The 14,081-nt window shown below is 28.7% G+C and carries 11 protein-coding genes and 1 pseudogene; 2 read left to right on the top strand and 10 right to left on the bottom strand.

Annotation, left to right across the window (positions count from 1 at the left end; translation table 11 throughout):
- Nucleotides 1–27: 27 nt before the first annotated feature.
- The 9 genes and pseudogenes from srlD to ACTG45_RS04345 all read right to left on the bottom strand — a co-directional run bounded on the left by srlD (nucleotide 28) and on the right by ACTG45_RS04345 (nucleotide 8,626).
- Nucleotides 28–801: a sorbitol-6-phosphate dehydrogenase gene (gene srlD / locus ACTG45_RS04385; RefSeq protein ID WP_479919906.1), complete on the bottom strand. Its 774-nt coding sequence runs from the start codon at nucleotides 799–801 to the stop codon at nucleotides 28–30.
- A gap of 100 nt (nucleotides 802–901) precedes the next feature.
- Nucleotides 902–1,267, bottom strand: a complete 366-nt coding sequence (locus ACTG45_RS04380; protein ID WP_021383629.1) for a PTS glucitol/sorbitol transporter subunit IIA — start codon at nucleotides 1,265–1,267, stop codon at nucleotides 902–904.
- 40 nt (nucleotides 1,268–1,307) lie between these two features.
- On the bottom strand, nucleotides 1,308–1,727 hold the full coding sequence (locus ACTG45_RS04375; protein ID WP_407813854.1) for a PTS glucitol/sorbitol transporter subunit IIB: 420 nt from the start codon (nucleotides 1,725–1,727) through the stop codon (nucleotides 1,308–1,310).
- 87 nt (nucleotides 1,728–1,814) lie between these two features.
- Nucleotides 1,815–2,267 (bottom strand): annotated as a pseudogene (locus tag ACTG45_RS04370) (PTS glucitol/sorbitol transporter subunit IIB); the annotation flags it as partial.
- 237 nt (nucleotides 2,268–2,504) lie between these two features.
- Nucleotides 2,505–3,065 (bottom strand): PTS glucitol/sorbitol transporter subunit IIC, encoded by a 561-nt coding sequence (gene srlA, locus ACTG45_RS04365; RefSeq protein WP_021383626.1) that lies wholly within the window; start codon nucleotides 3,063–3,065, stop codon nucleotides 2,505–2,507.
- A 28-nt stretch (nucleotides 3,066–3,093) separates the two neighbouring features.
- Entirely contained in the window at nucleotides 3,094–3,528 is a 435-nt protein-coding gene (locus tag ACTG45_RS04360; RefSeq protein ID WP_021383624.1) for a transcriptional regulator GutM, read from the bottom strand.
- A 4-nt stretch (nucleotides 3,529–3,532) separates the two neighbouring features.
- Nucleotides 3,533–5,518, bottom strand: coding sequence for a BglG family transcription antiterminator (locus ACTG45_RS04355; RefSeq protein ID WP_479919905.1), 1,986 nt, complete (start codon nucleotides 5,516–5,518; stop codon nucleotides 3,533–3,535).
- 402 nt (nucleotides 5,519–5,920) lie between these two features.
- Nucleotides 5,921–7,543: a DEAD/DEAH box helicase gene (locus tag ACTG45_RS04350; RefSeq protein ID WP_021383561.1), complete on the bottom strand. Its 1,623-nt coding sequence runs from the start codon at nucleotides 7,541–7,543 to the stop codon at nucleotides 5,921–5,923.
- A gap of 90 nt (nucleotides 7,544–7,633) precedes the next feature.
- Nucleotides 7,634–8,626 (bottom strand): calcium/sodium antiporter, encoded by a 993-nt coding sequence (locus tag ACTG45_RS04345; RefSeq protein WP_021383562.1) that lies wholly within the window; start codon nucleotides 8,624–8,626, stop codon nucleotides 7,634–7,636.
- 360 nt (nucleotides 8,627–8,986) lie between these two features.
- Here ACTG45_RS04345 and pflB point away from each other — a divergent pair, with 360 nt between their 5' ends.
- Nucleotides 8,987–11,218 (top strand): formate C-acetyltransferase, encoded by a 2,232-nt coding sequence (pflB, locus tag ACTG45_RS04340; protein WP_021383554.1) that lies wholly within the window; start codon nucleotides 8,987–8,989, stop codon nucleotides 11,216–11,218.
- A 159-nt stretch (nucleotides 11,219–11,377) separates the two neighbouring features.
- Nucleotides 11,378–12,112, top strand: a complete 735-nt coding sequence (gene pflA / locus ACTG45_RS04335) for a pyruvate formate-lyase-activating protein (RefSeq protein ID WP_479919904.1) — start codon at nucleotides 11,378–11,380, stop codon at nucleotides 12,110–12,112.
- A gap of 108 nt (nucleotides 12,113–12,220) precedes the next feature.
- Here pflA and ACTG45_RS04330 read toward each other — a convergent pair whose 3' ends face one another.
- A complete protein-coding gene (locus ACTG45_RS04330) occupies nucleotides 12,221–13,891 on the bottom strand; it encodes a bifunctional diguanylate cyclase/phosphodiesterase (protein WP_479918230.1) in 1,671 nt (556 codons plus the stop codon).
- Nucleotides 13,892–14,081: the final 190 nt, after the last annotated feature.

Below are 14,081 nucleotides of genomic sequence, written 5' to 3'. Positions count from 1 at the left end.
TACATAAATTGAAAGGCTATAAAAATTTTACATAACTTGTCCACCAGTAATATTTATAGATTGACCTGTACAGTATTCAGCTTCCTTAGAAGCATAAAATGTAAGCATATTTGCAACATCTATAAATCTACAACCTCTTTTTAGAGGTACTTTATCTATATAAACTTGCTTAACTTCTGATTCAGGTATCCCCAATTTTACTGCATATTGAGGAATTAAACTTTCAAACATATCAGAATCAAGTAAATTTCCAAGCATCAATGCATTTACAGTTATCTTATACTCTGCCAAATCTAATGCTAAACTTTGAGTAAGACCTACTCCAGCAAATTTACCTGCTGAATATCCTGAATTATGCTTACTACCTACTCTACCTGATTTTGAATTTATCTGTATTATTCTACCTTCAATACCTTTTGATATCATGACTTTAGATGATTCCCTTGCAAATAGAAAATACCCATTTAAATTTACATCTACAATAAATTTAAAATCTCTATATCCAAAGTCGGTTATTTTTTTACTTACAGCTACTCCTGCATTGTATACCAATAAATCAATCCTATCAAAATCATTTTCAATCTTTTTAACAGTACTTATAACCTGTTCTTCATCAGTAGCATTACAGCCATATCCTATGGATTTACAATCAAATTCTTTTTCTATTTCTTCAGCTACTTTTTTTGCATTATCTTCATTTAAATCTGCAATAGCAACATTATAACCTACTTTAGCTAGATGTTTAGATAAAAATTCTCCTAAACTTCTTCCGCCTCCAACTACTAAAGCTACTTTTCTCATTTTAATTTCCCCTTTTATATCACATTAAAAGTTAACCCGATTAGCTAAATTGACTTTTATCTATAATTTACTTATAATATGATTAGATTAGTTTTAAATTTTATTTTCTAATTATTTTTAGTATAGTACCTACGCCAATAGGTGCTATTTCTTTTTCTTCAAGATATAAGGTCCCTCCAATTGCTCCTTCTTTCTCACCTGTAAACTTAAATGTTATATGACCTAATTCTGAAAGATTTTGATTTACTAACTCACCAACAGAAGTAATTTTATAATCAACATTATTTATTGATAACACATCATTCGTAAGTATTTCTTTTACTAAATTATTTTCAGAATGTATATAACAGTAATTTTCTAATTCTTGAGGAGCATTATCCTTGAAAGTTACAAACATATTATGTTCTAAAAATTCATTTGCATTGTCTCCTATTTTATTTATTCGGGTACTGTATATTAATTCCATATCAACTGAACCTCTCTCTAATTATTTATAAAGTATTCTTTTATTTATATAATCCAAAGCTTGCTAACCATGCCAGTAGAACAGTTGGCGCACCTGTTAAAAATCTAGAATATAAAACTGACGGAACTCCTACTTGAACTGTATCAGGTTCAGCTTCTGCAAGACCAAGCCCTACTGGTATAAAGTCACATGCTGCCTGCGAATTTATTGCAAACAATGCTGGTAATGCTAAACTTGGTGGAATATTTCCCTTTCCTATCTCTGTACCAACCAACACCCCTACTATCTGAGCTATAACGGCTCCTGGTCCAAGAAATGGTGATAGCAACGGAAATGAACATATTATTGATAAAACAACTAGTCCTCCAACATTTCCTATTAGTGGAGTAAGTAAGTTGGCCACCCAATTTCCTACACCTGATTGATTTATTATACCTATTAGTACGGCAACGAAAGCCATAAAAGGCAATATAGTATGTATTAATGTATCTATAGTATCTCTACCAGCTTGAAAAAGAGTGCTTGTCACATTACCTAGTGCTATACCTATTTTTGCGACAATTCCTTGACTCTGTTCACTTATCTTCTTTTTAGTATCATAAGCCATATTTTTTCCCTCCTACATCCACGATTATACTTGCTCTACATTGTTTGGTTTTACCCCTGAAACATATATATCTTCTTTTATAAACATTGCTAATGGTCCACTTTTACCTGTTTTCATTATGTTTATAGTTGGTATTTTCTTTTGAGGATATATACCACATCTCAATGTACCACCACAATTTATTATTACACATGCTATTTCATCATCTTTGACACCTTGTGAAAATCCATCTATTAATTCACACCCTGTAAGTTCAGCTATTCTTACTGCAGTTTCTGGTTTTGCTCCTCCAGTTACATACACTACCTTATTTTTCTTTTCTGTTGGCTCTATTATCAATGGTCCACCCCATCCTCCAGAACCTTTTACTATTTTAACTTTATTAAATGACATACAAATTCTCCTCCTATATACACTTATTTTTGTATTTAATTCATTCTCTTCATCTAAATTGTATCTATTTCTTTTTTAATGCCCTTATTTTAAATTCTTTAATACTATTATTTATTTTCTTCCACCTGATAATAATTTTCTTATCTTAATTAATTCAGTTACTACTCAAAATAGTTTGCTTGTTATATACGATAATTTACTTACCACTTAGAATAATTTAATTATTCCTTAAAATAATTATCCAATATTTATATCTGAATTTAGTGATATTCCTTGTTGCTTCTCTACAAATTTTGTTGTATAGTCAGTAACCACACCTTTAATAAAGTTTGCAATTATACCAACCAACAAATATCTAACTGCTAAATCTGCTGTTGAAAATCCTAAAGTTGTTATACCATTTGCAATTCCTAGATATATAAATAGCTCCCCTGGATTAATGTGTGGGAATAATCCATTCATTGTATGGCATGAAAAACTCGCTGCTGCAAAATAACTAGGTTTAAACTTCTCTGGTAAAAATCTTCCAAGTGATAATGTCATTGGATTTGCAAATACAAATGTACCAAGTACTGGTAATATTAAATATCTAGTAAATATATTTGCAGAACATTTTTTTGCAAGCTTCTCGACTCTATCTGTACCTATAAAGTTGATAATTGCATTCATTGTAACCAATAAAGCTACTAAAAGTGGAACTATATCTGTTACAAATCCTACAAATTGTTGACCACCTGCCCTAAATAAATTCATAAAACTGTCTGCACCACTTGCTAATACTTGAAAAAATTGTGTCATATTAACTCCTCCTTATAAATATATATTTTTAAACTACTTCCATCTTACATTCTTCATCAGTACTAATATTATTTGTGTTCTCACATCTATTTTTCTCAAATGTTGTGTACTGTTTGACTGCATCTAGTATTGCCTTTTTAAGTAGTTTATTATAATCAACTAAATCTGATTCCTTTAGGTCTCCTAAGTCTTTTCCTAAAAGTCCTTCAAATACTTTTACTCTTGCTAATACTGTAACACCTTGCATTTTTCTAGTTTCAACAATCACACCATCCTCATCTATGAGTATTAGTACAATTGTACCTGATGATATTCTTCCTTTTTTTCTTCCTATTGCAACTCTACCTCTTCTTTTTAGTTCAATATAATTTTTATTAAAATCTTTAAGCTGTAAGTATCCAAGAAAAATGTTTAATAAATAAACTGCAATAAGTGATACTATAATAAAAATTACTGGGTCCATATTATTACCTCCTCTTAGTAATTATTTTATAAAATTCATCAAATGATTTTACTTTAGCAAGAGCTTCTACCATTTTCTTGTCTCTCCCTATTTCAAGTACCTCTTCATAACTTTTTATTATCAAATCTGTACTTTCTACATTCCTATCTGGAATTATCATTAATATTATTATTCTAATTTCCTTTGTATCCCAAACTACTGGCTTTTCTAATATACCAAATGCCAGATAAAGATTTTCTCCATTAGAACTAACTGAATGAGGTAATGCTATGTAATTATCTAATGCTGTAGAAGACTTCTTTTCTCTTTTTAATACATTTTCCTTAAACTCCAAATCAATAATTCCTTTATGTACTAGCTTTACTAACATCTCTTCTAAATTTTCCATAAATGTGTCCTTATTCAGTATAAAAAACTTATCTTCTTCAACTAACTTACCTATAAAAGGAATGTTCTTTTCAATATGCTTTATAGATTTAAGATTTATACTATTTTTCAAGAGTATGGCATTCTCTATTTCTTTTTTTATACTTTCTTCATTAAATAAGGCATTTACTCTGAAAATTGGAACATTTAAGTCCGTCTTAAAATCTACTGTTGTAAATACTAGGTCATAGTACTTTAATAACTCCAGATTGGATTTAGCTTCTATGTCAGAAAAGGTATTTACTTCAACACTTTCTCCAAGAATTTTTCCTATTTTTATCCTAATAAGTTGTGCAGTTCCAAGACCTGTACCACAAACAACAGCTACTCTGTTTACATTCAAAATTTTCCTTGAATTTTTTTCAAAATAACTTCCAAAGTGTAATGCTATGTATCCTATTTCATGGTCACATATCTTTAAATCAAACTTTTCTTCAATTATCATTGCAGCTATCTTTGCAACACTATATGGAAATGTATATCTTTCCTTTATTTCTTGCAATAATGGATTTTTTACTCGTATGTTAAATCTCATTCTATTAAGTGCAAAATACAAATGATATTCTAAATTTTCTATAAGCTTCTTATCTTCTTTAAAATCAATTCCAGATGTCTCCAATAGAAAACTAGTTACTTCATCTACAACTTCTTTTACACTATCATTTATCTTTATGCTGCTAAGTGCTAACTTTGTACTAGGAGCTTTTCTACCTATTAATGGCATTGTTAAAAATATGGTTTCTTTTTCATTTAAAACTATATTAAATATATTTTCCAACAAAGATTTAAGTTTTAATCCTAAAATATATTCATCTGAACATCTTATGACTTCAAACCTCTTATCTATCTTTTCAAATTTATATCCATTTAGATTTCTTAATACAGATATTATTATGTATCTTTCAACATCCTTTAAGACCTGCTCTGTTATATAGAGTTCTTCTTGATTAAATAAATTTTTTAATCCATCTCTAAGACATTCAATATCACTATCTTTAATAACACTTATGTGATTAACGTTTTCCAGTATATCAATATAATTTTCATATAACCTATCAAGGACTAGTAACCTTATATCCATTTCTTCGCCAACTAAAATCATTCCTATATTGGGCTTTCTTTTTAGCTCCAAATCGTACTCAGCTAAAATCTTATCTGCCTTTTTTAAATCCTTTATTAATGTTGTTCTCCCTATACATATCTCTTCAGCCAAGTCATCTATAGTAATTGGATTGTTAGTCATAGTTAAAATATCAAGAACATAATTTATTCTTTCTTCAGGTGAATTTAAATTTATAAAATTTGATGCCTTTCCTCTATTGAAATTTACAATTTCAATTAATTTACTTTCATCTTCAATTCTTATACTATATGTACCTTTTTCATTTTTAACTATTTTAGCAATGCCATCTTTTAGTTCTCGATTAATCTGGTTTATATAATTTCTGATAGTCCTAGTACTAACACCTATAACATTTGAAAACTGTTCTAGAGTATTTGTATCTTCTTCCAACACCATTTCCAAAATCAAAAAAACCCTAGGGTCCATATAAGTCATTGACATCTTTTTCTCCCCTTTGTTATCTTACATTTTTTATTATAATCTAAACCATATAGATAATTAATATTCTCTTTTTCAAATAAGATTTGAAAAAGAGGAACTAATATACATTTTTTCACAACACTCTGGAAAAGTGTATATTAACATGTTAAATCTCATTCTCAAATGAAAATCATATATCAATTTTTATTTTGTTATAGATTTTATTTTTTTCTTATATCTATTAAGTTAAGTCATAAATTAATTTTAAAATGCTCCTCACAATAATATTATATAAAACAATAAAAGCCTTATGTTGTTAACTATCACAGATTCCACACATCTGTTTTGAAAACACATTAGGCTTTTTAAATATTCAATATATTATTTTATATATTTTCTAATTATATTTTTACATGCTATAAATTATTTTTTCTTTTTATTTGCTTTTTCTATATTAATCTTATTACCTTTTATCTTAATATCTTTCATCTTTTCAATTACTGTCTTAGCATCTTTTTTAGGTATTTCAACAAAAGTATACTTATCATATATATCTATAGTTCCTACTACTTTACCTGGTATTCCAACTTCTCCAGCTATAGCACCAACTATATCCTTAGCTTGTACTCTTTGATTTCTACCAATATTGATAAATAATCTAATCATACCATCTTTAGCTCCAGTACCACCTTTTCTATCTCCGCGTTCTCCACGCTCTCTTCTAGGTTTTTCTTCTATTATTTCTTCCTTCATTTCTTCACCTAGAGATAACTTAACAAGTGCAGCAGCTATATCAACCATTGCATAGTCTTCATCATTACAGAAGCTTTCTAACCATTGTAACTGTTTAGTTAAATGTCCTTCTTCGATAGTTTGTTTAACTTGTGCAAAGAAAGTACCTACTTTTTTCTCTTCAACATCAGTTATTGTTGGTATGTTATGCTTTATCAATTTAGATTTAGTATATCTTTCTATATCTTTCATCTTTCTCATTTCTTTTCCAAATACAAAAGTAAATGACATACCTTCTCTACCAGCACGACCAGTTCTACCAATTCTATGAACATAGTACTCTTCATCTTGTGGTAAATCATAATTGAATACACATTCAACATCATCAACATCTATACCTCTAGCTGCAACATCAGTAGCAACAAGTATATCTATTGTACCATTTCTAAACTTATCCATTACTATATCTCTTTGAGTCTGCTTTAAATCACCATGTAATGCATCTGCAAAATATCCTCTTGCTTGTAAATCTCCTACTAATTCATCTGCTTTTCTCTTAGTATTACAGAAAACAACAGATAATTTAGGGTCATATACATCAACTAATCTACATAATACTTCTAATTTATTTGATGACCTAGTTTCTATATAGTATTGTTTTGTATTTGAAACTGTAAGTTCTTTTCTAACAACTTTTATGTGTTCTGGGTCTTTTTGATATCTCTTAGTTAATTCCAAAATTCCTCTTGGCATAGTAGCTGAAAAGAAAGTTGTTTGTCTTTCTTCTGGAATCTTACTTAAAATCATTTCTATATCTTCTCTAAATCCCATATCTAGCATTTCATCTGCTTCATCTAATATAATCATTTTTACATTATCCATCTTTAATGTCTTACGATTGATATGGTCTATTGTACGTCCTGGTGTACCTATTACAACTTGTACTCCACTCTTTAGAGATTTTATTTGTCTATCTATTGGTTGTCCACCATATATAGGTAATGTCTTTATTCCGTGCGAATATTTAGCTAGTTTTCTTATTTCTGTTGATACTTGTATTGCAAGCTCTCTTGTTGGACAAAGTACTACAGCTTGTAAACTTCTATTATTTGGGTCTATTGTTTCTAGTATAGGTATACTAAAAGCTGCTGTTTTCCCCGTACCAGTTTGTGCTTGTCCTATAACGTCTTTACCTGACAAAATCGCAGGTATAGACTGTGCTTGTATAGGAGATGGCTCTTCAAACCCCATTTCAGCTATAGCTTTTTTTATTCCTTCACTTATTGGTAAATCTTCAAACTTTGTTATATTCATATATTATTCCTCTCCGTTATCAATTAATCTTAACCTATCCATTATATACTTTTTTAGGATATTCTGCAATTAATATTTTTAACAGTATTATTAAATAATATACATGAAATACAAAATTGATATGTATAGAAAATATGTAAATAACATCAATATCCCTTGTATTCTACTAAGTCTGTTTGATTTAAGCGTTGGTACTATTACTATTAATAATAACAATATCATAAATGGTATATCCAACTGCCTATTTTGAGATAATATTGGTATGTTATTTGGTATTGCTGATACAGCTATTACTGATACTATGTTCAATATGTTTGCACCTAAAATATTTCCTACTGATATTTCATGATGATTTTTTCTTATAGCAGTAATTGATGAAACTATCTCTGGCAGAGAAGTTCCAAGTGCTATTATAGTTAAACTTACTATACCTTGAGGTATATTTAAAAAACTAGCTATTCTTACTCCACTCTCTATAAGTATTTGTGAACCAATTATCATCATTATCAAACCAGTAGCAAAAACTAATAGTATTTTTACAATTTCTGCTACAGAAAAACCTCTAAAATTCTTACTCTTTTTAGCAGGTATATCTTTAATAGTATTATTTTTAATATTTCTATTTTTAGTAGATTTTCCAACTACACTTCTATAATTATTAACCATATAAAAGATTAATATTATTATAAGTAATAACGAATCACCTCTTGTTATAACTCCATCTAACCCCAATAAAATTAAAACTATTACAGATACTATTAATAGTAAAGACTTAGAAAAAAACATTTTTTTATCTACATTATATGGACTTATAAAAACAACCAATCCTAATGCTAACCCTGTATTACATATTATAGAACCAACTGCATTTCCTAAACTCATTGTAGTATGACCATCAATAGAAGCAAGTAAAGATACTGTAAACTCAGGTAATGTTGTTGCAAAACTAACGATAGTTGCTCCAAGTATAATTTCTGATATGTTCGTTTTTCTACCTATCTCTACAGTACAATTTATAAAGATATCTGCGCCTTTAGTAATTAATAGGAAACCTACTAAAAATAATATCACTGTGATAAACAATATATCACCTCCCCCTATTAAATAAATATTCAAATTGTGAAGATGTATGCTTTTCTTTTTTTCATAATAAAATTTATTTATTTCGAATTTGGAATTGGAAAAATATATTATTGTTAATTAGTCATTTATCTGTTTCATTTTATTTATATATGGGTATAATTTCATCACATTAATAACATATAATTTGTTTTATACTTTAAAACGACAATTTTTTATTTTTTTGTGTATACAGGATACGTATAATATGTTATTATTATATTAGAAAATATATTTTTTAAAAAATATATAAAATAAATTAAGTATATAAAAATTAATTTTAATAGTATTATTTATCATTTAAATCTAAGGAGGAAATACTTAATGAATGCATGGCAAGGATTTAAAACAGGAAGATGGACTAAAGAAGTAAATGTTAGAGAGTTTATACAATTAAACTATTCTCCATATGAAGGAAATGACTCTTTCTTAGCTGGCGCTACTGAAAACACTAAAAAGCTATGGGATAAAGCAATGGTTTTATTTAAAAAAGAAAGAGAAAATGGTGGTACTTTAGATGTTGATACAAAAACTGTTTCTGGAATAGCAGCATATGCTCCAGGATATTTAGATAAAGGATTAGAAACAATAGTTGGGTTACAAACGGATGCCCCTTTAAAAAGAGCTGTTATGCCATATGGTGGTATAAAAATGGTTGAGAATTCATGCGATGCTTTTGGATATGAATTAGACCCAGAAATAAAAGATATATTCACTAAATACAGAAAAACACACAATCAAGGAGTTTTTGATGTTTACACTCCAGAAATGAGAGCTGCTAGAAAATCTGGTATAATAACAGGTCTTCCAGATGCTTATGGTAGAGGTAGAATAATTGGTGACTATAGAAGAGTTGCTTTATACGGTATTGATGCCTTAATAGAAGATAAAAATAAGCAAAAGGAATCATTAGAAGTTTCTTGCATGGATGAGGAAGTTATCAGACTAAGAGAGGAAATAACTGAGCAAATATCAGCTTTAAATGAACTTAAAAAGATGGCTCAGTCTTATGGATTTGATATATCAAAACCAGCGACTAACTCAAAAGAAGCTGTACAATGGTTATACTTTGGTTATTTAGGTGCTGTTAAAGACCAAAATGGTGCTGCAATGTCTTTAGGTAGAACATCTACTTTCTTAGATATATATTTTGAAAGAGACTTAAAAGCTGGAATAGTAACAGAAGAAGAATTACAAGAATATATGGACCATTTTGTTATGAAATTAAGAATGGTTAAATTCCTAAGAACTCCTGATTACAATAATCTATTCTCTGGAGACCCAACTTGGGTAACTGAGTGTATAGGAGGTATGGGAATAGATGGTAGAACATTAGTTACTAAAAACTCATTTAGAATGTTAAATACTCTATATACATTAGGACCATCTCCAGAACCAAACTTAACAGTATTATGGTCAACTAAGTTGCCTCAAGGATTCAAAGATTTCTGTTCTAAAGTATCTATAGATACAAGTTCAGTACAGTATGAAAATGATGACTTAATGAGAGCATACTGGGGAGATGACTATGGTATAGCTTGTTGTGTATCTGCAATGAAAATTGGTAAACAAATGCAGTTCTTTGGAGCTAGAGTTAACTTAGCAAAAACTTTATTATATGCTATAAATGGTGGTATAGATGAGAAATCTGGTGCTCAAGTTGGACCAAGATTTGAGCCTATAACTTCTGAGTACTTAGATTATGATGAAGTTATAAGTAAATTTGAACCATTCACTGATTGGTTAGCAACATTATATGTAAATACTTTAAATGTAATACACTACATGCATGATAAATATTCTTATGAAGCATTAGAAATGGCATTACATGATAGAGATATATTTAGAACTATGGCTTGTGGTATGGCTGGATTATCAGTTTGTGCAGACTCATTATCTGCTATAAAACATGCTAAAGTTAAAACTATTAGAAATGAGCAAGGAATAGCTGTTGATTTTGAAATAGAAGGAGATTATCCAAAATACGGAAACAATGATGACAGAGTTGATAGTATAGCTGTAGAGTTAGTTGAAAGCTTTATGAACAAAATAAGAAAAAATAAAACTTATAGAAATTCTTATCCAACTCAATCTATACTTACAATAACTTCAAATGTTGTTTATGGTAAGAAAACTGGTAATACACCAGATGGTAGAAGAGCTGGTGCTCCATTTGCTCCTGGTGCTAACCCAATGCATGGTAGAGATACTAATGGTGCCTTAGCTTCATTATCTTCAGTTGCTAAATTGCCATATGAGCATGCTCAAGACGGTATATCTAATACTTTCTCTATAGTACCAGCTGCTTTAGGAAAAGATATGAATGAAAGAATAAACAATCTTTCTGCAATGATGGATGGATACTTCTCTCAAAATGCTCATCACTTAAATGTAAATGTATTTGATAGAGCTACTTTAGAAGATGCTATGGAACATCCAGAAGAATATCCACAGTTAACTATAAGAGTATCTGGATATGCTGTTAACTTCATAAAATTAACAAAAGAGCAACAATTAGATGTTATAAACAGAACATTCCACGGTAAAATGGCTTAGTCTTTAAATTTTTATACTTTAACTAAGATTACTACTGTGTAGAAAATAAAAATAAAAGGCCGTCTTATATTTGAATTATTTCTGGTATAGGATGGCCTTTTTTAGACAAATATTATAACTATTAATAAAGTCATTAAAATATATTGTGAGGTGAACTCTATGATTAAGGGAAAGATACACTCTATAGAAACGTTTGGTACTGTAGATGGACCAGGAATAAGATATATATTATTTTTTCAGGGATGTCCACTTAGATGCAAGTACTGCCATAACAGAGATACATGGGATACTAAATCAGGGAAAGAATATACAGTTGATGAGATAATAACTGATGCTCTTAAATATACTTCTTTTATGAAGTTTTCTGGTGGAGGTATAACTGCTTCTGGTGGAGAATCTACTCTTCAGCCAGAATTTTTGAGTGAATTATTTAAAAAAGCAAAAGAAAATGATATACACACTTGTTTGGATACATCTGGATTTGTAGATATAAAAACTATAGACCCAATTTTAGATAATACTGATTTAGTTTTACTTGATTTAAAACATATGGTTGAAGAAAAATCTATTGATTTGACTGGTGTTGGTATGGATAAAGCTCTAAAACTTGCTAGACACTTAGACTCAAGAAATATCCCTGTATGGATAAGACATGTTTTAGTTCCTGGTATTACTAATGATACAGATAACCTAGAAAAACTAGGTCAATTTGTAGCTACATTAAAAAATGTAGAAAGATTTGAATTACTACCATACCATTCTATGGGAATACACAAATGGGAAAATTTAGGCATTGATTATGAACTAAAAGATGTTCCTGATGCTACTAAGGAAGATATAAAAAAAGCAAGTGAGACAATCTCTAAATTTGGAGTAAAAGTATATAATAGTTAATATATATTAATATCTATAGATAACACAATAAAATAGGGTAAAGTATAAGTTTCTTAAGAATTTATACCTTATCCTATTTTAATATATTATTATATTGTTTTCTGTATACTACTTTAATAATTGAAGTCTATAAAATTCAGATGCACTTACAGGTCTTCCAAATAAAAATCCTTGAATAATATCTACACCTAGACCCTTTACTATATCATACTCTTCATAAGACTCTATACCCTCAACACAAACTTTTAAGTTGATTATATGAGCCAATTTAATAATATATTCAAGGAAAGTATGTTCATAACTATTATATGTAATATTCTTAACAAAACTTCTTTCAATCTTTATTATATTAACAGACAGTTCTTTAAGGTAATTTAAAGATGAATACCCAGTACCAAAATCATCAATTGCAATATGTACTCCTATGCTCTTTAAACTAATAAACTTATCATTTAGTAAATTTATATCTGGTATCCAACAATTCTCTGTCAATTCCAAAATTAAAAATTCAGGTCTTAATTGATACTCTATTAGACATTCAACTATAAAATCTCTAAAAAAATCTTCTTTTAATTGAATGTATGATACATTTACAGATATCTTGAAATCTGGATTTATTTTATGCCATTCTTTACACTGTTTTACAGCTTCTTTTATAATCCACTTCCCCACCGGTATAATCAAATTGCTTTGTTCCAAGATTGGTATAAATTCAATAGGAGATACTTCTCCATAAGTACTTGAATGCCATCTTAAAAGTGCTTCTGCTCCTATCACTTCTCTTGTAGTTGCATCTATTTGTGGCTGAAAAAATAGTTCAAGGTCATTAAAGTTATTTTCAATACATTCTCTTAGCTTATGTTGCATTGAAATTACTTTTAGTTTATTTTCATATAGTTCTGGTGAAAAAAACTTAATTCTGTTTTTACCATTTATTTTTGCTATATCTAGTGCGATATCAGCATGTTTAAATAAATCCAAATAATTATCTCCATCTTCTGGATACATAGCAACCCCCGCAGTTACTGTGCAATAATACTTATTTGATTCAATCTCATGTTGAGTATTCGTATACATCTGTATCTTTTCATAGATTTTATTTATAGTTTCTTTAGTACACATAGGGTAAAAAAATGCAAATTCATCTCCATCTAATCTATACAATCGAACATCTTTTGGTAGATATTCTAACACTTCAGTAGCAATTGCACGCAAGACCTTGTCACCATAAGAGTGTCCATATTTTTCATTTATATTTTTGAAATTATCTATATCCATAATAAATATAGCTCCACTTTCATAGGTCTTATCTTTTATGATATAATTCATCCAGTACTCAAACTGTTCTCTATTCCATGTCCCAGTGATAGAATCAAACTTATTTTTTTCACCAATATTCTTTATTCTTCCAACCAAAACTATAGTTTTTTTATCTTCTGATATGTAAGCCTTCCCTCTACAAGAAATCCATACTACTTCTTCATATTTATTAATTAATCTATATTCTAAATTATGTTCATCTTTTTTTCTATCTACTAAAGCTTGTATATCATCTTTCCACATTTGAACATCGTCTGGATAAACAATTTTACTCCAACAATTTACTACATCAGAATCTATATCTCTACTTAAGTTAAATTCATCAAAAACTGCTGAAGAAATTTTAAATTTATTTCTATTTATATCCCAAAAAAATATATAGTCTTCTGTACTTTGAGACAAAAGTTCAAAGAAAATTTCTATATGATTTAAATTTAAATAGTTCGATTCTTCACTCATCTTTTCCCCCTACAATATAAGTAATATAGTAATATTATAACCCTACTTATAATAAAAATAATTTTAAAGTAGGGTTATAGTTTACAGTTGGTGTAATTTATCAATAAAATATTATTATCTAAATTATTCTATTTTTCTATTTCTTTTATCTCATTGTTTCTATAGTAAATACATTCATAAGCTATCATAA

The sequence above is a fragment of the Clostridioides sp. LIBA-7602 genome, assembly GCF_056688945.1.
The sequence above is the reverse complement of the archived record's forward strand: the minus strand, read 5'-3'. Positions and strand labels throughout refer to the sequence as shown.

Excerpts from the sequence above, each read along its gene's own strand:
- pflB (WP_021383554.1), top strand. The coding sequence starts at position 8,987 with ATGAATGCATGGCAAGGATTTAAAACAGGAAGATGGACTAAAGAAGTA.
- ACTG45_RS04355 (WP_479919905.1), bottom strand. The coding sequence starts at position 5,518 with ATGTCAATGACTTATATGGACCCTAGGGTTTTTTTGATTTTGGAAATG.
- pflA (WP_479919904.1), top strand. The coding sequence starts at position 11,378 with ATGATTAAGGGAAAGATACACTCTATAGAAACGTTTGGTACTGTAGAT.
- ACTG45_RS04380 (WP_021383629.1), bottom strand. The coding sequence starts at position 1,267 with ATGGAATTAATATACAGTACCCGAATAAATAAAATAGGAGACAATGCA.
- srlD (WP_479919906.1), bottom strand. The coding sequence starts at position 801 with ATGAGAAAAGTAGCTTTAGTAGTTGGAGGCGGAAGAAGTTTAGGAGAA.
- ACTG45_RS04350 (WP_021383561.1), bottom strand. The coding sequence starts at position 7,543 with ATGAATATAACAAAGTTTGAAGATTTACCAATAAGTGAAGGAATAAAA.
- ACTG45_RS04360 (WP_021383624.1), bottom strand. The coding sequence starts at position 3,528 with ATGGACCCAGTAATTTTTATTATAGTATCACTTATTGCAGTTTATTTA.
- srlA (WP_021383626.1), bottom strand. The coding sequence starts at position 3,065 with ATGACACAATTTTTTCAAGTATTAGCAAGTGGTGCAGACAGTTTTATG.
- ACTG45_RS04330 (WP_479918230.1), bottom strand. The coding sequence starts at position 13,891 with ATGAGTGAAGAATCGAACTATTTAAATTTAAATCATATAGAAATTTTC.
- ACTG45_RS04375 (WP_407813854.1), bottom strand. The coding sequence starts at position 1,727 with ATGGCTTTCGTTGCCGTACTAATAGGTATAATAAATCAATCAGGTGTA.